Origin of the sequence: Pedobacter hiemivivus, assembly GCF_004331685.1 — a bacterium.
In the GTDB taxonomy this organism is placed as follows: Bacteria; Bacteroidota; Bacteroidia; order Sphingobacteriales; family Sphingobacteriaceae; genus Pedobacter; species Pedobacter hiemivivus.
In genome coordinates, this window is the sequence record NZ_SJSM01000007.1 from 94,234 (window position 1) to 115,471 (window position 21,238).

Here is a 21,238-nt window from a genome sequence, read left to right on the forward strand (position 1 = left end):
TAAAGAAATGGAACGGAAATTATTTATAAAAAGAATGGCTTTAATGGCCATACTTCCATCAGTATTTATTGCTGCCTGCAGTAACGAGAAAAAGCCGGAAGCTGGAGCCGTTAAAGCTAAACAGCAGACTTTTACCTGTCCGATGCACCCACAAATCATTAAACATGAGATGGGTACTTGTCCCATTTGCGGGATGGATTTGGTGCCTTTCGAAAAGAATAGCGACGATAAAGCCCTTAAAGTAGACACGAAACGTCAGGCGTTGGCAAATATAACCACCATTATGATTGGCGAAAATATCTTGTCGGGGGGTAAGGAGCTTAATGGAAGGTTGACCGTTAATCCGGAACAAAGCAGCTATATCTCTAGCCGTATTGCAGGTAGGATTGAGCAATTGTATGTTCGTGAGACTGGCGTAAAGGTGAACAAGGGACAACCTTTGTATAAGTTATATTCTGAGCAATTGGCGACTTTGCAACAGGAGTATCTGATGGCAGTAGCTCAGGAAAAACAGTTTCAAGGGGATAAAATAGAACGCCAGATTGTAGCTTCTGCGAAGCAAAAGTTATTGCTGTACGGACAATCTGAAAGTCAGGTGCAACAATTGGTAAAGACGCAGAAGAAAGATCCTTATGTTGTGTTTTATGCAGCTGAAAGTGGTGTGGTAGCCGAATTATCGGTGACACAAGGACAATATGTAACGGAGGGTAACCCCATATTAAGGTTGGAAGGTTATGGACAACTATGGGTTGAAGCGGATGTTTATTCAAGCGAAGCGGCTAAAATTAAGCAGGGTCAGAAGGTAAGGGTTGTTGTGGCAGGTTGGGAAGATCAACCGCAGGAAATGACCATTAGCTTTATTACCCCTTCTTTGCAGTCGGGTACCCAGCTTACACAAATTAGGGGTAGTATTCCTAATCCTGGAAATCAATGGCAACCCGGTCTGCAAGCTAACGTTTTTCTTCCTTTAGGAAATAAAAGCAAGATGCTGACACTACCTGTAGATGCCGTGATTAGAGACGGAAAAGGAATGCATGTATGGATTAAAACTGGAAAAGACAGCTTTGAACCACGATTGGTGAAAACTGGAACAGAAAACGATAATCAGGTAGAAATTTCGGAAGGCTTGACAAATGGAGATCAGGTAGTGGTAACCGGAGCATACCTTTTGTATAGCGAATACATTCTTAAAAAAGGGAAAAACCCTGTTGAAGGGCTTAAATAGAAATCTTAAATATTAATCATAAAAAAACAGAAAGATGAGAACAGTAACCAATTTCGTAATTACTATAGCTGCTGTAACGCTATTTGCTGCATGTGGAAATACACAAAAATCTGCTGAATCAGATCCTCATGCTGGACACAATCATGCGCCGGGCGAAGGTCATGGTGTAGCAGTTGAAAAAACGGTAGCTAGAGTGAGCTTAAAAGACGATAAATTGAATGCGGTATATCAACATTATACTCATTTGACTGTTGCGCTTGTAAATGGTGATATGGCTGAGGCAAAAGTTGCAGCGAATGCTATTGAATTGGGCTCAAAAGAATTGAGTAATGGTAGTGGGTTGACTGCATTGGCGGCTAAAATAGGTGCTGCTGCAGATATTGAGGTGCAAAGAACGGTATTTTCGGATCTAAGCAATGATTTTATAGCCAAGGTAAAAAACTCTGGTTTAACTTCAGGTGAGCTCTATGTGGAGTATTGCCCAATGGCTTTAAATGACAAAGGTGCATCTTGGTTAAGTAATCAAAAAGACATCAAAAATCCTTATTTCGGAGATAGTATGTTAACCTGCGGTGAGGTAAAAGAAACGATCAAATAATTTTTTTTGATTAATATGCTTCATAGGTATATTTAGTATCTTTAATTAAATACTAATTATACCTATGAAGCATTTAACATTTATATTGCTCTTTACAGCAATTTCCTTAATGGGCTTTGCCCAGGCCAAAGATGCCGTTGTCGGAACATGGACTAACTCATTAGGTGAGGCACATATCGATATTACCAAAAAGGGTGATAAGTACTTCGGTAAGATTGTCTGGCTAAAAGACCCTAAAACTGAAAAGGGGGAGACTAAAACAGACGTGAAAAATCCGGAAGAGAATTTAAGATCTAAACCTATTATAGGTTTGGAGATTTTAAAGAACTTCAGCTTCGATGATGGAAAATGGACCGGTGGGGCCATTTATGATCCCAAATCTGGTAAGACCTATAAGTGTAACATGGCCCTGAAGGGTAATAATGAGTTACATATGAGAGGTTATATTGGCTTCTCTTTGATTGGTAGAACGGAAGTTTGGAAAAGATTTAAATAAATGAAATATCTAATTTACTGGCTTGCTTTTTTACCATTTATCAGTTTTGCACAAACTTATAAATTGATACCCTTAACAACGGGCACGAATACGAGCATAAGAGGAATGTCTGTCGTTTCGGGAGAGGTGGCATGGGTAAGTGGAAGCAATGGGCATATCGGTAAAACTATTGATGGGGGTAAAACCTGGCAATGGACACAACCTATGGGCTATGAAAAATTAGATTTCAGAGATATTGAGGCTTTTGATGAACAGAAAGCAATCGTTGTAAATGCGGGTTCGCCAGCCTATGTTTTGTTGACCATCGATGGTGGTAAAACATGGACGGAACGTTATAAAAACCTGGATTCGGCCATATTTTTAGATGGAATGGATTTCTGGGATGCAAAAAATGGGATCATCTTTGGTGATCCCATTTTGCATAAAATGCAATTGTTGCGGACAAAGGATGGTGGACAGAGCTGGAATGATATTTCGGCTAATCTGACATTGGATATGACTGTAGGTGAAGCTGGGTTTGCTGCGAGTGGAACAACAATTAAGACTTTGCCAGCTGGTAGAACCTGGGTTGCTACTGGTGGTGCGGTGGCTAATATTTATTTTTCTGATAACTATGCTTATACCTGGAAACGGTTTCCTTGTCCGATTGTCCAGGGGGAATCTAGCACCGGAACTTTCTCTATGGCATTTTATAACAAAAACAAAGGTGTAGTTGTTGGTGGGAATTATCTGAAAGATAAGGATAACTCCAATAATGTTTTACTGACCAGCGATGCTGGGAGGACCTGGAAAAAGCCGATTACACCTGTTAGTGGTTACCGCTCCGGTGTAGCTTATCTAAATGCTAAAGTTTTACTGGCAACAGGCAGTTCTGGGACTGATATTTCGCAGGATGGCGGGTTGAAATGGTACAATATTTCTGATCTGGGCTTTAATGTGGTGCAAAAATCTAAAAAAGGCAATTTGGTATTGCTAGCCGGCAATAAAGGCTTTATCTATAAAGTCGTTTCTCAGTAGTTTAAATCAACTTTTATTGTGATTATGGTAACCCAGATTTTATCTGGGCTAGGATAGCGTTTGCTCAATCGGCCGCTAATACCCGGGTATTAACCAGTAGTTAAACGGACACTACTCGGCCCAACCCGCGTAGTGTCCGGGTAACGTCCGGGTAATGTCCGAGTAATGTCCGGGTAAATAGGGGTAGCAGCAAGGTGGCTGTTCGATGTTGGACTGTTACTATTTGTTACTTTAATTAATCTTTTTGTTGATTTATTTCTTATTTGTTGGTTTTTTATTGTCTATTAACGATACCTGTTGCAGGCGTATTTTGTTGTTTTTTGGCTTCTATTTCTTTACGTATATTTCTTACAAATGATATGGACACATTGGCAATGTTTGCCGTCTGCTTATTGGTTAAACCTAATTGTGAAATTAGATTTTCGACAACTTCGTGGCTCTTTTTTTCTAGCCCCTCATGTACCCCTTCTTCATGACTAATCATTTTTATAGCTTCTATAATACCCATAGTGACTTTTCCTCCTGTTAATTTTCTAAGTTCTTGTTGAAATTTATTATTTAATTGTTGGTTTTGAATTGGAATAAGTTTATCCATGAAATACAGAAACTTGCAAATGGGCTTTCCATATTAAGCAGTTCATCTTCGCTATGATCAGAGATTTGATAGGTTTTGTATTTAAAAGTTAACTCTGTTCCTAGTAGATTGGTTTTATGCTCATTGAGTTGTAGCTGATCTTTTAAACCAGTAATAATGCCAAAGACGCAATTGGCATTTCATATTTATCGGATAAACGATAATTGTACTGCCTCGCGACTGCCGCCTTTTCTGCTTAATTGTGGGTGGATTTCATGTAGCCCCTTATTTAGGCTTTCAAAGCCTCTCGCCATATCAAATCTTTCATCTGCATCTTCATAAAAAAAGCGAAGCGCATCTGCAAAGTGATCTTCTATCGCACTCTTTAATAAGATGTCATTCTTTTTCCTGTGTTTTAAATCTGCCTTCTTTTTCCCTTTAAGAGCAGGTATTGCCTCATTGGTTTCTTCTTGCATACTATAAATTAGTAAGGCAAAGATCTATAGGTTTATTTAATATAAAAAATAAAATTACAGCAATTAAAAGTGCTTAATATTCTTTATTGTTAATTATATGTTTAATGTATTAATTATATTCGAAGTAGAGTGCCCGATTTAATAATAAACATATGTAAGAGATACAAAAATTGATGAAATTAAAGTTGGATCTCGAAAGCTGAATTTACTGCCTCAACTACATCTTCAATAACTACAGTTGATTTCAATATCTTTTCGTGACCAACATCTTCATAATTGTGCGCTTTGACAGATGGATGGTTATCTAAGAACGCTTTCAGATATAGGTAAGGAGAGATCTGATCGTTTGAATCGTACATTAAACGATGATTTAACTGCAGTCCAGCGTCATGCCAATTACCAAGTGAAAAGTAAGATGCCGGAACATTGAACATTTTTGTTAAACTCTCAAAAAATGCTATTTTACTGGTCTGAGCAATATTTACAGCATCCATGCTAGCGTCAAAATTCTCTTTTAATTTTATAAGTGGTGTAAGACTAATTAGCAGGGTTGGCGATATTTGCATTTCTCGCAATGCAATAACATTAGCCATAGCACCCAGTGAGTGCCCAACCAGTACATCTGGTTTACCATATTGTTGAACAACTGCTTTGACCGCTTGCACATATAATGGTAAACTTGATAGGTCTCCTTCGGAACTACCATTACCTGGAGCATCAAAAGCAATGATCTCAAGGTTATCTATTTTATTTAAGGCTGTAATAAATTCACTAAAATCGGCGGCTTTCGATCCCCATCCATGGGTAAGCAACAATTTACGGGTTCCCTTTCCCCATCTAAAAGTATGGAATGTTAGTTCTTCCTGTCCAAAGTATTCATTATTGACTTTCAGGCTAATTTTTTCGGCACTTTGAAGCAATTGTTCCTGTCCAAGTCGTAACGGCATTTTAGGTGAATAGAAGAGGTACTGCCAAAGTAAGTCGTCTGGTTTACCTAATGCATCCGTAGAAATAGATTGAAGTTGAGTGATGATTTGTTTAAGCTTTTTCATTAGGAAGAAAATTAGTATGCCGTTTCAAAGTTACCGATTACTGTGTATGCTGTTTGTCAACTTATTTCAAAAAGTAATTTAGCCATAGGATATGGATGTTGGCAGTAAAGAATGTCGTATTTACGTTGGGACTATTGGTGGCCCGATTAATTTATGGTATTGTTCCTGTGGGTAATTTGCTGGTTTTGTACTGCTTTGCATCTATTTTTCTGCTGGCTATTTTGGGGTTTGGCTTGCTGATCTCTACTTTTTGCGATACCCAGCAGCAAGCCATGTTTGTGATGTTTTTCTTTATGATGATTTTTATTTTGATGGGTGGTTTGTTTACGGCTATCGATAGTATGCCTGATTGGGCAAAGTTCATCACAAAGTTTAATCCTGTCAGCTACCTAATCGAAGTAATGCGCATGGTTATCCTTAAAGGAAGTGGCTTTAAAGATATACTGCCCCAGATGGGGATCATGGCGATATTCGCATTAGTGTTCAATACCTGGGCAGTATTGAATTATAAAAAAAGGAGTTGACCTAGGTCATGGAAAACAATCCGAAATGATTGCCTTCTGTATCTACGCATATGGAGATAAACCCAAATTCACCAATAGAGAATTTGGACTTGTCGACCTGTCCGCCTGCATCAGCTATACGGCTTTCTTCAACACTACAATCTTCACATGGAAAATAGACCATGGTGTTGACACATGCGCCATCCCCATCCTTTGTCCCGGCCATTTCAATTAAAGCACCCGACACGCCTTGGTTTTCAGGGGCAGAGAAAAATGACATTTTCATTCCCCCAGATTCCGCACTAGGATCCGCCATATCTCTAAATTGTGTTCCCAAAACAGTACTGTAGAATTTCTTAGCTCTTTCCATGTCTCTAACATAGATTTCAAACCAGCAGATTACATTTTGATTCATGTTTTTAATATTTAGATTATAGTATTATAAATTTACGTGGAATAATCTGAATTTTGTGAAATGATAAATAAGGTTCACCACATTGCTATTATTTGTAGCGACTATGAAGTTTCGAAAGCTTTTTATACTGAAATCTTAGGCTTCACTGTGATTAGGGAAGTCTACCGAGCGGAAAGGCAATCCTATAAACTGGATTTGGCGGTGAATGGGGTTTATGCAATAGAGCTTTTTTCTTTTCCTGAACCGGTAAAGCGGCCATCGCGACCGGAAGCGGCAGGTTTAAGACATCTGGCTTTTGAAGTGGACGACCTGGAGGAGGTAATTGCCAGGATGAAAAATAAAGGAGTAGAAGCGGAGCCTATTCGCATTGATGAGTTTACTGATAAGCGCTTTACTTTTATTGCTGATCCGGATCAACTTCCGATAGAATTTTATGAAAAATAAAAAAGCCAGGTCATCCAACCTGGCTCTTTAAACAAAACTTAGATCTAACCAAACATCTAAATGCAGTCAATATAGAAATTGTACTGGACGTCAAGGGCGGATTCGAACCGCCGTCAAAGGTTTTGCAGACCCTTACCTAACCACTCGGCCACATGACTATATGTTCATCGTTTATGCGATTACTGATGCAAATATATATAAAGTCTATAAATTTACTAGACTTTATTTTGGTAAATTGAATAATATGTTTTAAGTCGCTGTAAATCAGTTTGATTATTTTTATTTTTGGCTTGGTTTAAGTCGATTAGGCTGAGGTTAAGACCTTTTATGTCGTGATTCCCCCTTTTAATTGTCGTGTTGTACCTGTAAAGGTCTTATAGACAATACTTAATTTTATGAATACAAATTGGTTAAACATTCGACTTGGATTAATGTTAACCATTAAAATTATAAAATTATGGAAACTAAAGCAGCGAGTCTTATGGAGACTAAAACAGCAAGTACAAGAACTGAAGGATTGCTTACCTTATTTGATATGCAAACCACCTTTTTTAGTCGGGCAATTGATGGGGTTACTGAAGCCGACATGCATAACCGTTTAAATACCAAAGCAAATCACATGGCTTGGCTTACTGGGGCGCTAGTACAGCAGCGATATTGGATGACTACAGAAACACATCCTGGGCTTAAACAAAAGGGAGAAGAGCTGTTTAAAGATCATAAAGGGATTATGGATGAGGCTACTTATCCTACTAATTCGGAATATATTAATGACTGGGAAAAGTTTACGCCAATTGCACGAGAAGCGCTGGTAAACATTTCGGATGCAAAGCTAGATAGCGAGTTCGATATGGAAGGGATGAAGATGACTTATTATGAGATGATTTCTTTTACGATATATAGGGAGGCTAGTATTATTGGCCAGCTTGCTTTATGGCGCAGGTTGTTGGGTTATCCGGCGTTGAAGTATGATTAATGAAATTGCAGAGGCCATATGCTACTTAAGTTGACTATTGTAAATGTGTTATAGTTAATTTAAGCAGCAGTGGTTTAGTTAAATAAAAAATTATCTTTGCATTTGCTGCAAGGATTTAAATTTTTTATAAAATTGAAGAGAGTTTTAAAAATTACAGGAATAGCTTTCGCTACGCTATTCCTACTGTTGTTCATTGGTCCATATTTGTTCCCGGAGACCATTTCTAAAGAAATACAAAAAGCTATTAATAAAAATATAAAGGGTGAGGTGAAGTTTGAAAGTACTAACCTTTCTTTTTTTAAGCATTTTCCGTCTTTAACGCTTAGCCTAAATGAGTTTATGCTTAAAGGAGCTGCTCCTTTTGAACAGGATACCTTGCTATACAGTAAAGAGCTATCGTTTGGCGTTAACCTGAGTACTATATTTTCGTCGCAGATCAAGATAGATAAAGTATTTTTAAATGAGTCTGTCATTAATATTAAGGTGGATGAAAAGGGAAATGCGAATTACAATGTTTATGAAAGTAGCGATACAACAACGACTGCAAAGCAGGATACTGCCGGCACAGCTATAAAAATTGAAAGCATATTTATCAGTAAAAGTAAGCTGATTTATCAGGATCAATCCGTACCGATGCTCATCAGTGCCAGTGGATTGAACTATTCTGGAAAGGGCGATTTGAGCAAAGCTATTTTTGATCTGACTAGTAATGCCCAAATTGAGGCATTGGATGTTTATTACAATAATGAACCTTATTTGTTGAATAAAAAGATAAATGCCAGGTTGGTAACCAAGATCAATACTAATTCCTTGGACTTGATGTTCAATGAAAATGATTTGAAGATCAATTCTCTGCCTATTCATTTTGTGGGCAAGTTCTCTTTCATAGAGGGAGGGTATGATATTAATTTTAGGACAAAGGCTAAAGAAACCGATCTGCATAATATTTTTTCGGCTATGCCACCAGCTATTGCTGAGCGTATGGAGCGGACAAATATGAAGGGCTATGCCGAGATAAAGGCTTCTTTAATCGGAAAGTACCTGGCAGGTCAGAAGATTATGCCTACACTATCATTCAATTTAAAGATACGTGAGGGGGAGATTTCTAATCCAAAGGCGCCGGAACCGATTAGCAAGTTGTATTTAAATCTTCAAACCAAGGTCCCATCTTTAAATCCAGATAGTTTATATATCAATATGGATAGTCTTTATTTTAATATAGGTAAGGATTATGTTGGTGCTACATTGAATTTGAGAGGATTAGTTACGCCGGAAGTATATATACAAAGTCGCGCAAACATAGATTTAGAGAAGTGGGCGAAGATTTTTGAGATGGATCAGCTAAGGGGGCGGTTTGCAATGGATTTTCATGCGGAAGGAACTTATACTAAAAAAGTAGTGCGTACTGGACTTAGGAAAGTAGATACGGTAATTGCGACTATCCCTAAATTTAAATTGGTGAGTTCGTTAAAAGACGGCTATTTCAAACATGCTGCGGTGACGTCACCCATAGATAAGATCAGCTTTAACATCAATGGTACAAATCCAGATGGGGATTATAAACACACTGAACTTGAATTGACAAATCTGAATATCCAGGCTTTATCTAACTACATCAGAGGCTTTGCCAAGCTAAAGACTTCTGGTAAAACGCCAATCGATGTAGCGTTAAATGGTTTGCTGAATTTTGCTGAGATCAAAGAGTTTTATCCATTGAAAGATTTGGAACTGAGTGGAAAGCTAAACCTAAACGTGAAGAGCAAGGGTGGGTATAACAAGGCAAAAAAACAATTTCCTGTTACTGAAGCTGCTATTTTGTTAAATAATGGACGAATTAAAACAGCACATTTTGATCAGGCGCTAGAGCAGATTTCTGTGGATGGAGTGTTGACAAATAGAGATGGTAGTTTAAGGAGTACGATTTTGAACATTAAACCCGTGTCTTTCCAAATGGGTGGACAGCCCTTTGAGTTGAAGGCTGCTGTACAGAATCTGGAAAATGTTAAGTATAAAATTACCTCAAAGGGTAGCATTGATATTGGTAAAATGTATCGTTTGTTTGCTGTAAAAGGGTATGATATAAAAGGATCTATATTTACTGATGTGTCTTTTAGCGGCTTGCAAAGTGATGCTATGGCTGGTCGATATAGTAAGTTAAACAATAGGGGAAAAGTGATTGTTAAGGAAATGACCTTTAATTCTGACCTTTTTCCGAAGTCTTTCCTGGTCAACAAAGGTGTGTTTTCATTTAAGCAGGACAAGATGAAGTTTGAACACTTTAAAGGAAGCTATGGTAAGTCTGATTTCAGTATGGAAGGTTTTCTGGGTAATGTGGTTAACTACGTACTTACAGATAAATCGAAGCTGACGGGTAACTTTAATCTGAAAAGTGGAAAGCTATTTGTCGACGAGTTGATGGCTTTTAATGAAGGAGGCGGTACGGGCGCTAAAGGAAGTAAAACTGCAGCTACAGGTGTGGTTATCATTCCTGATAATTTAAATGTATCGGTAAGTGCCAATGCGGGTTCCGTATATTATAACGGATTGGATATAAAAAATGCGAAAGGTAATCTGGTACTAAACAATGGTACATTGAACTTAAATCAGGCTGCATTTAATTTAGTTGGTGCTGCGGTAACTATGGATGCTAAGTATAGAAGTTTAACGCCTTTATCTGCAACTTTTGATTATCGTGTACTTGCAAAGGAATTTGATATTGCAAAGGCTTATAAAGAAATTAAATTGTTTAGAGATTTAGCGACTTCGGCTTCGAAGGTTAAAGGGGTTGTTGGACTGGATTATCAATTGTCTGGTAAGTTAGATGGAAATATGATGCCAGTTTATCCAACTTTAAAGGGACAAGGCGTACTTTCTGTTAAGAAGGTAAGTTTGATGGGCTTTAAATTTATGAATGCCGTGAGTAAGGCTACTAAAAGAGATAGCTTAAGTAATCAGGATGTATCTGAGGTGCAGATCAAAAGTACTATTGCGAATAATATCATTAATATCGAAAGATTTAAAATGCGTGTTGCGGGTTTTAGACCTCGTTTTGAAGGTCAGGTGAGTTTTGATGGACGTTTAAATATGAGCGGTAGACTAGGATTGCCGCCATTTGGATTGTTTGGTATTCCATTGAGCATCACCGGAACACAGGATAAGCCTAAGATTGCATTGAAACGTAATAAAGAAGGTAAACTGGAAGAGACTGCAGAGTAGTAAAGGTTTTAAGGTTCTGAAAAGCATGATGGACGACGGGCAAGAAAAAAAACAGATTAAACTGGATAAGAAGACAGCCCTGGCAAAGGCTGAGCATTATTGTGCTTATCAGGAGCGTGCACAGCAGGAGATTCGCGATAAGTTATATGAGTGGGGTTTATGGTCGGATGACGTTGAAGAGTTGATCTCGGAGCTTATACAGACTAATTTTTTGAACGAAGAGCGCTTCACTGAAGCGTATGTTTCTGGCAAGTTCAAGATAAAGCGTTGGGGGAAGATTAAAATAAAGCAGGGCTTAAAACTAAAAAGGATACCAGATAAAATGATTTCTCGGGCGCTGAACACAATTGATTACGATGATTATTTGAATACAATTTTAGTTACTGCGCAGAAAAAAGCTCCTTTGATTAAAGAAAATGATGCTTTTAAACGGAAGTATAAACTGATTAGCTACCTCATGAGCAAAGGATTTGAAAAAGATTTGATAATTGATGTATTGAAGGCCAGTGAGTTAGTTTAGAAGGTGTTTTTTTTATTAAAAATAACTTGGAGGTAAAATAAAAGTCTTTATATTTGCAATCCCAAACGGAAACAAGATAAGTAATTATCTAGCTCTAAAAGGGAAGACGTCGGATGATGTCAATCAATGCGAAAGTAGCTCAGTTGGTAGAGCACGACCTTGCCAAGGTCGGGGTCGCGAGTTCGAATCTCGTCTTTCGCTCTAAATATTTTCAATACCAGGAAGATATTTATAAAATTAATCCTATCGATGTAAGTTGATAACGATTATGCTCAGATGGTGGAACTGGTAGACACGCAGGACTTAAAATCCTGTGACCTTAAAAGTCGTGCGGGTTCGATTCCCGCTCTGAGTACAAAAGACTGCATTTAATCGATGTAGCAAAACGATACCAATGCGAAAGTAGCTCAGTTGGTAGAGCACGACCTTGCCAAGGTCGGGGTCGCGAGTTCGAATCTCGTCTTTCGCTCTAAAGCCTTCTTCAAAGAGGGCTTTTATTTTAAAAGATATTTCCCCACGGATATTGGGAAAATGCTCAGATGGTGGAACTGGTAGACACGCAGGACTTAAAATCCTGTGACCTTAAAAGTCGTGCGGGTTCGATTCCCGCTCTGAGTACTCAACGGGAAGTTCGTTCTAAAAGACGGACTTCCCGTTTTTATTTCTATTCCCTCCAAAACATTTTCTTCCAATAAGTTTACTCTTTTATTCTAAAATCAAAAATACTGCGTTTCTTGGGAATGTTCCCATTAATTGGGAACATTCCCAAGATTTATTTAATGAGCCAGCTGAGGTTGTGACGAATTAAAATGGGCAAATTTAGATAACCAAATTATAAACTGATGAAAGAATATTTACTATTACCTTTAAGGGAAATGCGTCCCTTTTATACAATAGTATGTCTGCTTGTTTTTCAAATTCAAGTTAATGCACAGGCGCCAGTTGGTTATAAGCTTAGCTGGTCAGACGAATTCAATGCGACATCCCTTGATACTACAATGTGGAAATATCGTGTCGGCGTTAGTGGCACAAGCTATCAGAGATCGGAAAATGTAACATTGGAAGATGGAAAGGTAATGATCAATTTGAAAAAAGAAACGTATAAAAATCAATCTTATACCGGCGGCGGCATCATCACAAAAAGACCAAAAAAATACGGCTATTATGAAACCAGGGTTAAATTGGATGGTGGATATGGTTGGCATGAAGCCTTCTGGACATCCTGGATGAGTGGCTTTGACGACAAAAATCCGGCTTATAAAAATATGGATAGGCTGGAGATTGATTGCTTCGAGCATTATGCGGAATATGCGAATAATTATTTTACTTATGGAGCAATACAATGGTGGCCCATTAAAAAAAATGCCAACAGGGATTTTGTTACCGTAAATTATGATCTAACCGCTGGTTATCAGGTTTTTGGTTTTGAGTATACCCCGGATTACCTCAATTATTATTTTAATGGGAAATTACTCAAAACTGTAGATGTCCGAAAACTTGCGAAACACGACTTATACCTATGGTTAAGCTGCATAGCGAAAAAACCGGATGCTACAGCGTCAGGTGCAGTATTTTTTGATTATTTAAGGTGTTATGAAATGTCCGACGCAGCTTATAAATTAAGAAAGAAAAAGTTCATTGATCAACTTGACTCGCTAAAATTACCGGTCAAATCCTTGGAAGGGATGTAAGATAAGTACCAAACATATACTGCAATTAGGCCATTTTTTAACTGGGAGTGGTATTAAACCAAATACAAATCAATATGAGAAAACTACTATTAACAATTTTTATTTCATTTATCAGCATCAGTATATATGCGCAACTGAAAACAATTTCAGGGAAAGTGCTTGATGACCAGAGTATGCCTTTACCAGGAGTGATAGTGAAGGCGAACGGTAATACTAATGTAACGGCTATGACCAACAAGGATGGGAATTATAGTTTGCAGATACCTGAAGTTGTAAAAACATTAACGTTTTCTTACCTCTCTTATGCCAGCCAGACCATTAGTGTAACCGGCAAAAGTGTTATTAATGTAACTTTAAAGGAAAGTGTCACTCAGCTGGAGGAAGTTATTGCTGTTGGTTATGGGACCCAAACTAAAGCCAATTTAACAGGTGCAGTAAGTTCTGTTTCTGTAAAGGAAGTAGAGGGGAGGGCATTGACATCTGCGGATCAGATTTTGCAGGGAAAGATTTCCGGTGTAACCATTGTTCAAAATTCAGGAAGGCCAGGCGATGACAATTCCGAAATCAGAATCAGGGGTGTTTCTTCAATTGATAACAACAACGATCCATTGGTGATCATTAATGGTGTTCAGGGAAATATCAATGATGTTAACCCTAATGATATTGAGTCGGTTTCTGTGTTAAAAGATGCGGCTTCTGCGGCCATTTATGGTTCAAGAGCTTCGGCAGGTGTAATCATTATCGAAACCAAAAAGGGGGTTATAGGTAAAGGATTGCAGGTGGAATATAATGTGACTGGTTCTATGGTAAATGCAACGCGGCTGCCCAATACGGTAGATTCTTACACTTACGCTTCTTTATTGAATGAAGCAAGAGCAAATGTCGCGCTGGCCCCGATTTATAATGCCAGCCAGCTGGAACTTTTTAAGAATCAGACTGATCCCAACTTTCCAAATACCAACTGGTACGATGTATATTATAAAAAGGCCTATATGCAAAACCATTACCTGAGCTTAAGAGGAGGGGAGAAAAATTATAAATTCTCCAATTCCGTTGGATACAAAGATCAGGATGGAATATTGACCGGTACATCATCAAAAAGGCTATCCTACAACAGTAATCTAAATGGCAGCTTTGTTAAAAATAAAGTACGGATCAATTTGGGCCTGGTAGGTTATTCTGAAAAAGGAAAGGAATTGATTTCACCAACAAGTACGGCTTTGGCGGAAATTTCAGGCTCTCTACCAACAGCATTCATTCAATCTATAGACACACTTACTGGTGATCCCAATTTATATAGTTATCCGGGAAGATTTTTAGGTGCGATGAATTTAGGCGGAGGAATAGAAAATAAACTGAACAGCCTTAATTCAAGGGCAAGTGTAGAGATCGAGCCTGTTAAAGGGCTGATCGGAAAGATTTTGTTGGGTAATAATAAATTAAAAACAGACTATGTCAATTTTACACCAAGGTTTTATACTTCTGGTACCTATGAAGAAACGGCTATTAACCTGAGGGAATCGAGTCTTGAAAAAAGGAATTCTCAAAGCGACCTGAATACATTTTTAGCTACTTTAGAATATGCGCTAAAAAAGAATAAACACGATTTTAAGTTCCTGGCAGCGCATGAACGGCTAGAGATGATTTATAGTTATGATGCCGGAAGTGTTAAAAACCTTTCTTCAAACCAGCCAATATTCAATTATGGTGATCCAACCTCTCCATTTTTAAGCAGTGCAGCAAATGAAACGGCTACAGCTTCTTTTTTCGGTCGTGTCAATTACTCCTATGCCGGGAAATATTTGTTGGAACTGAATATGAGAAGGGATGGTTCTTCCCGTTTTGCTGATGGTAGGAAATGGGGCAATTTCCCATCAATTTCCGGGGGATGGAGAATAAGCGAAGAACAATTTTTTAAAGGGCTTAAGAAAGATGTTTACTTGAAACTAAGGGGCTCATGGGGTAGGTTAGGCAATCAAAACATCTTTACACAGTATGCGTTTGCTGATCAAATGAGCGGTTCAGAATATTATGCATTCGGAAATGCCATTGTACCGGGTAGAGGAACCATAATTCTTGCGAATAAAGATACTAGATGGGAAACTACTGAGCAATTTGACGCGGGACTCGATATGATATTGTGGAACAGATGGAACATTACTTTTGATTATTTCAATAAGAAAACATATGACATTCTTGCCCGTGTAACTATTCCTCCTTCATTAGGTGTTTCGGTACTCCCTTACCAAAATATTGGGAACATGGTAAATAAAGGGGTAGAGATGAGTATTGGTTATAATGCCCCGATAAAGGCGGATAAAATTAACTACGGCTTTACCGTAAATGCCAGTTACATTACCAATAAACTAACGTCGCTTGGTGGTCTGTCTTATGTAGATCATAGCACTACCAACAGGAGTGTTGTTGGAGAACCGTTCTCTTCATTTTATGGGTATAAGGTGGATGGAATTTATCAGGTCTCTGATTTTACCTGGCAAAACAATAGCGATCCTGCTGTGCCACATGCAAGCCGGACGTACCTCTTAAAATCGGGAATGCCTAACGTGTCTGGCGTAATGACCAGCCCCGCACCCGGAGATATAAAAATAAGTGATGTTAAAAACGACGGTGTGATCAATGCAGACGACAAAACGCTTATAGGTAATCCCATTCCTAAATTTCAATATTCATTTACTGCAAACGTATCTTATAAAAACTTTGGTTTAAATGTAATTGGACAGGGTACAGGTCGTACGGATGCCTATATGAATGGTAACCTGATTGCTCCATATTTTAACACTACAGGACCATTGCTGACAAGTATGGTTACTGACCGCTGGACATTTGATAATCCTTCTGATAAGTATCAAAGGATATATGTAGACAAGGGGCGTGATGCACTAATCACAAGCTACAACATTTACAATGCTTCTTATTTCAGACTAAAAAGTGTGCAATTATCATACACCTTAAAAAGCTCGTTTACCAAGAAATTTGATGTGAGCAGGTGCAGGATATTTTTCAATGCGGAAAACCTGTTCCTGATTTCGGACTTCCCGGAAGGCTTTGATCCGGAAAGACGTTCTACAAATGTTACTGCAGCTTTTCATCCACAGGTGGCCACTTATTCTTTAGGTGTTAACCTTAATTTTTAAACCATAATTGTAAAAGATATGAGAACCATAAAATATATACTTTTAAGTTGCATGGCTTGTTTGTTTTTAAGCTGTACCAAGGAGTTTCTGGACCGCAAGCCTATTGATTTTCTCGCACCTGATAATTTTAAGACAGAAAATGACATCAAGGAAGCGGTGAACGGAATTTACAGAGCATACGTCTCCGATAAAAATGAACCGATCTATACAGACTTTATTGTTGATAATGGCTATTTCCCTGACTACAGGGACATGTGGAACAGGACTTACAACAATGAAACCAGCTACATTGTAAATAAATGGTCGAGAGATTATAAGGTGATTTTAAGAGCTAACACGGTTTTGGCTTACATAGACAATGTGAAGTTACCCGAAGCTACTTATAAACAATATAAAGGAGAAGCAACGTTTTTACGTGCGCTGGCCTATTCCGATCTGTCCTTCTTTTTCGGAGGTGTACCGATGCGCCTGAAACCGGAGGGGCTTGAAGATGCTAATAAACCCTTAAGCTCAAACGCAGATATTGTTGAGCTGGTGCTTAAAGATCTGGAAGATGCAGCTGCACTGCTGCCTGTTTCTTATGCTGCTTCTGAAAAAGGAAGAGCGACAAAGGGAGCCGCACTAGCGATCAAAGCGCGTGTATTGCTTTACAATAAAAGATATGAAGAAGCGGCGGCTTACTGCGTTAAGGTTAAAGCTTTGAATTATTATAAGATCATGCCGGATTATAAAACGATGTTCCTGCCTGAAGGGGAAGCGGGTAACCTGGAAACTATTTTTGATATGCAGTTCCAGACTAATGCGTTGCCGCAAGGTTTATCTAACTCCTGGTACGATAGGTTCTATCTCTTCTCCGGTTATCAGGTTTCTCATGATCTGTACGAACAATACTACTCTACCAATGGACTATCGATTACAAATTCTGCTAACACGCTTTACAACCCGGCAGTAAGAACATCGGACCTGGTTGCTCCATCTACTTACGTCCTGAATGGTGGGTACGACAATAGGTTTCAGAATCGCGATCCAAGAATGCATTTTTCAATAGTGGTTCCTTACACAATTGATTCCTATAATGCGACCACAAAAGCTCCAGGCGTATTTTATCCTACAGATAAAAAAGCGGCGAATCTTACCAGTTTCAGGGTAAGGAAATATGTGGAATATACTAATTACAATGTTTCAGGTATTTCGGGAGTGAACCCAATTATCATCAGATATGCTGACGTACTACTGATGGAAGCTGAAGCTTTAGTTGAAAAAGGTGGCTATGATCAGACCTATGTCTATTCTTTAATTAACCAAGTTAGACAGCGTACCAGTGTGATGATGCCAAAAGTTGAGACCGCAGAAGGAACAGCGCTTTCTCCTGAAGCTTTAAGGAATGTCATCAGGCATGAAAGAAGAGTAGAGTTTGCATTTGAAGGTTTAAGGATCTTTGACATTATGCGTTGGGGAATAGGGACCGATACTTACAAAGATCTCAAGGGGTTTAACCCGGCAAAATTAACCCGGTTTGCATCTACTGGCATCGTTTATGAGATCACAACAGCATTGGCGCGTACGCCCTTTGATGCTTCAAAAGGATATCTATGGCCGATACCAAAAACGGAGTTAGATGCGAACAAGGGAATAAATTAATCAGTATAAAAAAGAGCTTCAAAAGATTAATCTTTTGAAGCTCTTTTTCTGCTCGTCGTCATCCTGAATTTATTTCAGGACCCCTCTTGAGCAGGTTTTGAATGGCAGGTGCGAGGTCCTGAAATAAATTCAGGATGACGAATACCCTTAGCTTGAATTTCTGATGATTAACTCTGTCTTCAGTACCTTCGTTACCGCCTTCCAGTCACTTACATCTCTGTTGATCTGTTCTATTAATAACTGTGCGGCAGTACTGCCAATCTCCGATATAGGTTGGGCGACAGTCGTTAATGAGGGGGCAATTAAATCGGAAGCATAATCATTACTAAAGCCAATGATCGCAATGTCTTCCGGAATTCTCAACCCTTTTTTCTTTATGATCTGAATGGCCTCTATCGCCGTTGGATCGTTTACTGCAAAAATTGCATCAGGAGGATTTTCTAAACTTAAAAGATGATTGATATAAATCTTAACTTTTGATACTTCTAGATTATAAGAGATGATCAGTTCTTCATCAATCACCATATTGTTTTTTCTTAAGGCCGATTTGTAGCCCTCCAGTCTATTTGCGCTTATCTTTAATGAAGCCGGACCGGCCAGATGGGCGATTCTCTTCCTTCCACTCTTAATCAGGTAATCTACTGCGTTAAAGGCCCCTTCAAAATCATCAACAATTACTTTCGGGACTTTCATCTCATCGCATACACGGTTAAAAAAGACAATGGGAATGCCTTTTCTTTCAAATACTTTTAAATGATCATAATTCCTTGTTTCTCTGGTGATGGAAATGAGTATGCCATCAACCTGATTGGCAAGCATCACTTTTGTGTTCGCGACTTCGGTTTCATAAGTTTCATTGGATTGGCTGAAGACTGTATTGTAACCGGCCTGTGTGGCAACCTCCTGCGCGGCGATAACGATCTGAGGGAAATAAGAGCTTGAAAATTCAGGAACGATAATACCTATCGTATTGGTTTTTTTGCTGATGAGACCAATGGCCAGCATGTTTTTCTGATAATCCAGTTTTTCCGCAAGTTCTAACACTGCCTCTCTGGTTTTGATACTAACATTTGCATGCCCTGTTAAAACTCTTGACACCGTTGACTTTGATAGGTTTAGTTCCTTTGCAATGTCGATAATGGTAACCTGGTGTTTTTTCATAACTAGCTATCGTTTTGATAGGGTAAATTGGTTTATTTTTAAATATAATATATAATTGTTGTAACGGGAAATTGGATTGGGAATGTTCCCTAATATTGGGAACGCTCCCAGATGTTTTACTCTTTTGAAACTTCGTGCCTTGTTCAGCCGAATACTATATTTGAGATAACCAATTATAAATTATACCCGTAAAACGGATTTAAAACTTCAGTATTGAAAAGAGCAGCCCTATTTCTTAAAATTTTTCTGATTATTGTTACCACAAATACATTTGCCTTAACAAGGGGGATAAACCTGCCTATGCGCAGTCCATCAGGTAATATCTCTGCTGAGCTCTTTCCTAAAGATGGCCGCTTGTTTTATAGCATAAAAGCGGATGGCAAGCCGGTAATCGATCAATCAGAAATGGGAATCGTAGTTGACGGGGTAGCTTACGGAAGTAAGATCACAAGTTTAAACGGATTAAAAAAAGGCACCATTTATTCTAAAAGTGGTGATAAACGCAAAGGGTATAATTTTTATAGCTTTTCTGTATTTGAAGCGTCACGCAGTTATACAATTGAATTCCGCCTTTCGAATGAAGGTGCTGCCTTCAGATATATTTTTACTGGAACAGCTGATCAGCGGGTGATGAAAGAGCTGACTTGTTTTAGATTTCCTGAATCTCGTGTATGGTTTTTTGAAAGAAAGAACAGCTGGAAATTGAAGAGTTATGCGGGACTTTGGATCCAGACTCCTATAGATAGTTTGCCTATAATCTCAAATCAAGGTCCTGTGCAAGGTAAGCCTTTGTTGTTTGAGCTACCAGGGAAAAAGTACGCAATGCTTACAGAAGCTGCTTTATATAATTACAGCGGAATGCGCTTTAAAGCTTTAGGAAATAGGACTTTGCAAACTGATTTTACAGAAACTGGAGGATTCAGCGTTTCAGGGGATATCACCACACCATGGCGGGTTTTACTATACGCAAGCAATTTGAATGATCTGGTTAACAATACGATGATCAATGATCTGAATCCGGAGCCTGATCCTCATTTATATGCGGATACAAAATATATCAAACCCGGCAGGTCTGTATGGAGCTGGATAACCAGAACCGCTAACTATATGGAGCCGAGAGAAGAAATGAAATTTATAACCGCTGCCTCCGAATTGAATTTTGAATATACTTTATTAGATGAAGGTTGGGAAACTAAATGGGCCGACAAATGGACGCAATTGAGAGATATCTGCACATTTGCGGGGACAAAGAAGGTTGGCGTATGGGTATGGAAAAATTCTAAAGGACTTAGAGATTCTTCTACGAGAGAGCGGTTTTTAGATAGCGTTAAAAACACAGGCGCTGTTGGGATCAAGACCGATTTTATGGACAGCGAAGCTAAAGAGTTGGTTGATTTTGAAATTGGGTTTTTAAAAGCTTGTGCCAAGAGAAAGTTAATGGTCAACTTTCACGGATGTCATCCGCCGACAGGGGAAAGTAAAACTTATCCTAATGAAATGACCAGGGAAGGGATCAGGGGGATGGAACTTAATATCATGAATGAGCCAATTCCGGCATGGCATAATGCAGCTCTTCCTTTTACAAGGCTTGTTCTTGGCCATGGTGATTATACGCCCGGCCTGTTTTACAATAAAGCCAATACCACAAATACACACCAGCTCGCCTTATTTTATCTGTTCAACTCGCCTTTTCAATGTCTGGCGGAGAATCCGATAAAGTTACTGGCCGATGATAAATTCAAACCTATTATACCCCTGCTAAAAACATTGCCGGTAACCTGGGATGAAACCATCGTATTACCTGGTAGTTCAATAGCTGAGGTTGCCGCATTTGCTAAAAGAAAAGGCGATAAATGGTATGTCGTGGCAATTAACGGGACAACAGAGAAAAAAGAGATTAACTTAAAGCCATATTTCTTGACAAAATCTAAAAAGTATAAGGAAACTATAATTACAGATGCCAGGGTTGGCGACGGGTTTTTGAAAACGGAATCAACCATTAGTCGTATTGATTTCAAAAAGATAGTTATTGGTCCTAACGCTGGGGTGGTTATTGAAATCAAACCTTTTAAGTAAAA

The 21,238-nt window shown here is 38.6% G+C and carries 18 protein-coding genes and 5 tRNA genes; 17 read left to right on the forward strand and 6 right to left on the reverse strand.

Annotated elements, in window-relative coordinates; all coding sequences use genetic code 11:
- Positions 1 to 7 precede the first annotated feature (7 nt).
- From EZ444_RS13475 to EZ444_RS13490, 4 genes are all read left to right on the forward strand, one after another.
- Complete coding sequence (locus EZ444_RS13475; RefSeq protein WP_131609657.1) at positions 8 to 1,225, forward strand: efflux RND transporter periplasmic adaptor subunit; 1,218 nt, start codon at positions 8 to 10, stop codon at positions 1,223 to 1,225.
- A gap of 34 nt (positions 1,226 to 1,259) precedes the next feature.
- A complete protein-coding gene (locus tag EZ444_RS13480; protein ID WP_131609659.1) occupies positions 1,260 to 1,823 on the forward strand; it encodes a DUF3347 domain-containing protein in 564 nt (187 codons plus the stop codon).
- 64 nt (positions 1,824 to 1,887) lie between these two features.
- Positions 1,888 to 2,319, forward strand: a complete 432-nt coding sequence (locus EZ444_RS13485) for a DUF2147 domain-containing protein (RefSeq protein ID WP_131609661.1) — start codon at positions 1,888 to 1,890, stop codon at positions 2,317 to 2,319.
- Positions 2,320 to 3,336, forward strand: coding sequence for a WD40/YVTN/BNR-like repeat-containing protein (locus tag EZ444_RS13490; RefSeq protein WP_131609663.1), 1,017 nt, complete (start codon positions 2,320 to 2,322; stop codon positions 3,334 to 3,336). It begins immediately after the preceding gene.
- Positions 3,337 to 3,610: 274 nt separating this feature from the next.
- Here the strand turns inward: EZ444_RS13490 and EZ444_RS13495 are convergent, their stop codons facing one another.
- The 3 genes from EZ444_RS13495 to EZ444_RS13505 form a co-directional block, all read right to left on the reverse strand.
- The gene (locus EZ444_RS13495) at positions 3,611 to 3,931 is read right to left on the reverse strand and encodes a hypothetical protein (RefSeq protein WP_131609665.1); all 321 of its coding nucleotides are present in this window, start codon (positions 3,929 to 3,931) and stop codon (positions 3,611 to 3,613) included.
- 185 nt (positions 3,932 to 4,116) lie between these two features.
- Positions 4,117 to 4,386 (reverse strand): hypothetical protein, encoded by a 270-nt coding sequence (locus EZ444_RS13500; protein WP_131609667.1) that lies wholly within the window; start codon positions 4,384 to 4,386, stop codon positions 4,117 to 4,119.
- Between the two features lie 179 nt (positions 4,387 to 4,565).
- A complete protein-coding gene (locus EZ444_RS13505; protein WP_131609668.1) occupies positions 4,566 to 5,438 on the reverse strand; it encodes an alpha/beta fold hydrolase in 873 nt (290 codons plus the stop codon).
- A gap of 95 nt (positions 5,439 to 5,533) precedes the next feature.
- Here EZ444_RS13505 and EZ444_RS13510 point away from each other — a divergent pair, with 95 nt between their 5' ends.
- Positions 5,534 to 5,962, forward strand: coding sequence for an ABC transporter permease (locus EZ444_RS13510; protein WP_131609669.1), 429 nt, complete (start codon positions 5,534 to 5,536; stop codon positions 5,960 to 5,962).
- A gap of 1 nt (position 5,963) precedes the next feature.
- Here EZ444_RS13510 and EZ444_RS13515 read toward each other — a convergent pair whose 3' ends face one another.
- Positions 5,964 to 6,356 (reverse strand): VOC family protein, encoded by a 393-nt coding sequence (locus EZ444_RS13515; RefSeq protein ID WP_131609670.1) that lies wholly within the window; start codon positions 6,354 to 6,356, stop codon positions 5,964 to 5,966.
- 60 nt (positions 6,357 to 6,416) lie between these two features.
- Between EZ444_RS13515 and gloA2 the strand changes: the two genes are divergently transcribed.
- Positions 6,417 to 6,800 carry an SMU1112c/YaeR family gloxylase I-like metalloprotein gene (gloA2, locus tag EZ444_RS13520; protein WP_131609671.1) on the forward strand — a complete coding sequence of 128 codons (384 nt, stop codon included), beginning with the start codon at positions 6,417 to 6,419 and terminating at the stop codon, positions 6,798 to 6,800.
- 84 nt (positions 6,801 to 6,884) lie between these two features.
- On the opposite strand, the gene EZ444_RS13525 is transcribed toward gloA2, so the two are convergent.
- Positions 6,885 to 6,958 (reverse strand) — tRNA-Cys (locus EZ444_RS13525).
- Positions 6,959 to 7,257: 299 nt separating this feature from the next.
- On the opposite strand from EZ444_RS13525, the gene EZ444_RS13530 reads away from it, so the two are divergent.
- The 10 genes from EZ444_RS13530 to EZ444_RS13575 all read left to right on the forward strand — a co-directional run bounded on the left by EZ444_RS13530 (position 7,258) and on the right by EZ444_RS13575 (position 17,999).
- A complete protein-coding gene (locus EZ444_RS13530; RefSeq protein WP_225874728.1) occupies positions 7,258 to 7,776 on the forward strand; it encodes a DinB family protein in 519 nt (172 codons plus the stop codon).
- 132 nt (positions 7,777 to 7,908) lie between these two features.
- Positions 7,909 to 10,992, forward strand: coding sequence for an AsmA family protein (locus tag EZ444_RS13535; protein ID WP_165503610.1), 3,084 nt, complete (start codon positions 7,909 to 7,911; stop codon positions 10,990 to 10,992).
- Positions 10,993 to 11,020: 28 nt separating this feature from the next.
- Entirely contained in the window at positions 11,021 to 11,512 is a 492-nt protein-coding gene (locus tag EZ444_RS13540; RefSeq protein ID WP_131609797.1) for a regulatory protein RecX, read from the forward strand.
- A gap of 128 nt (positions 11,513 to 11,640) precedes the next feature.
- Positions 11,641 to 11,713: transfer RNA gene (locus EZ444_RS13545), tRNA-Gly, on the forward strand.
- Positions 11,714 to 11,782: 69 nt separating this feature from the next.
- Positions 11,783 to 11,867, forward strand: a tRNA-Leu gene (locus tag EZ444_RS13550).
- A gap of 41 nt (positions 11,868 to 11,908) precedes the next feature.
- Positions 11,909 to 11,981, forward strand: a tRNA-Gly gene (locus tag EZ444_RS13555).
- A 64-nt stretch (positions 11,982 to 12,045) separates the two neighbouring features.
- Positions 12,046 to 12,130, forward strand: a tRNA-Leu gene (locus EZ444_RS13560).
- Between the two features lie 224 nt (positions 12,131 to 12,354).
- Positions 12,355 to 13,203, forward strand: coding sequence for a glycoside hydrolase family 16 protein (locus tag EZ444_RS13565; RefSeq protein WP_131609674.1), 849 nt, complete (start codon positions 12,355 to 12,357; stop codon positions 13,201 to 13,203).
- A gap of 74 nt (positions 13,204 to 13,277) precedes the next feature.
- Complete coding sequence (locus tag EZ444_RS13570; protein ID WP_131609676.1) at positions 13,278 to 16,358, forward strand: SusC/RagA family TonB-linked outer membrane protein; 3,081 nt, start codon at positions 13,278 to 13,280, stop codon at positions 16,356 to 16,358.
- Positions 16,359 to 16,376: 18 nt separating this feature from the next.
- The gene (locus tag EZ444_RS13575; RefSeq protein WP_131609678.1) at positions 16,377 to 17,999 is read left to right on the forward strand and encodes a RagB/SusD family nutrient uptake outer membrane protein; all 1,623 of its coding nucleotides are present in this window, start codon (positions 16,377 to 16,379) and stop codon (positions 17,997 to 17,999) included.
- Between the two features lie 147 nt (positions 18,000 to 18,146).
- Here the strand turns inward: EZ444_RS13575 and EZ444_RS13580 are convergent, their stop codons facing one another.
- Entirely contained in the window at positions 18,147 to 19,160 is a 1,014-nt protein-coding gene (locus tag EZ444_RS13580) for a LacI family DNA-binding transcriptional regulator (RefSeq protein WP_131609680.1), read from the reverse strand.
- Positions 19,161 to 19,373: 213 nt separating this feature from the next.
- On the opposite strand from EZ444_RS13580, the gene EZ444_RS13585 reads away from it, so the two are divergent.
- Entirely contained in the window at positions 19,374 to 21,236 is a 1,863-nt protein-coding gene (locus EZ444_RS13585) for a glycoside hydrolase family 97 protein (RefSeq protein ID WP_131609682.1), read from the forward strand.
- The last annotated feature ends 2 nt before the right edge of the window (positions 21,237 to 21,238 follow it).

Coding starts and splice junctions, on each gene's coding strand:
- EZ444_RS13475 (WP_131609657.1), top strand. CDS start 8: ATGGAACGGAAATTATTTATAAAAAGAATGGCTTTAATGGCCATACTT.
- EZ444_RS13565 (WP_131609674.1), top strand. CDS start 12,355: ATGAAAGAATATTTACTATTACCTTTAAGGGAAATGCGTCCCTTTTAT.
- EZ444_RS13495 (WP_131609665.1), bottom strand. CDS start 3,931: ATGGATAAACTTATTCCAATTCAAAACCAACAATTAAATAATAAATTT.
- EZ444_RS13500 (WP_131609667.1), bottom strand. CDS start 4,386: ATGCAAGAAGAAACCAATGAGGCAATACCTGCTCTTAAAGGGAAAAAG.
- EZ444_RS13505 (WP_131609668.1), bottom strand. CDS start 5,438: ATGAAAAAGCTTAAACAAATCATCACTCAACTTCAATCTATTTCTACG.
- EZ444_RS13510 (WP_131609669.1), top strand. CDS start 5,534: ATGTTGGCAGTAAAGAATGTCGTATTTACGTTGGGACTATTGGTGGCC.
- gloA2 (WP_131609671.1), top strand. CDS start 6,417: ATGATAAATAAGGTTCACCACATTGCTATTATTTGTAGCGACTATGAA.
- EZ444_RS13570 (WP_131609676.1), top strand. CDS start 13,278: ATGAGAAAACTACTATTAACAATTTTTATTTCATTTATCAGCATCAGT.
- EZ444_RS13480 (WP_131609659.1), top strand. CDS start 1,260: ATGAGAACAGTAACCAATTTCGTAATTACTATAGCTGCTGTAACGCTA.
- EZ444_RS13515 (WP_131609670.1), bottom strand. CDS start 6,356: ATGAATCAAAATGTAATCTGCTGGTTTGAAATCTATGTTAGAGACATG.
- EZ444_RS13540 (WP_131609797.1), top strand. CDS start 11,021: ATGGACGACGGGCAAGAAAAAAAACAGATTAAACTGGATAAGAAGACA.
- EZ444_RS13580 (WP_131609680.1), bottom strand. CDS start 19,160: ATGAAAAAACACCAGGTTACCATTATCGACATTGCAAAGGAACTAAAC.
- EZ444_RS13490 (WP_131609663.1), top strand. CDS start 2,320: ATGAAATATCTAATTTACTGGCTTGCTTTTTTACCATTTATCAGTTTT.
- EZ444_RS13530 (WP_225874728.1), top strand. CDS start 7,258: ATGGAAACTAAAGCAGCGAGTCTTATGGAGACTAAAACAGCAAGTACA.
- EZ444_RS13575 (WP_131609678.1), top strand. CDS start 16,377: ATGAGAACCATAAAATATATACTTTTAAGTTGCATGGCTTGTTTGTTT.
- EZ444_RS13485 (WP_131609661.1), top strand. CDS start 1,888: ATGAAGCATTTAACATTTATATTGCTCTTTACAGCAATTTCCTTAATG.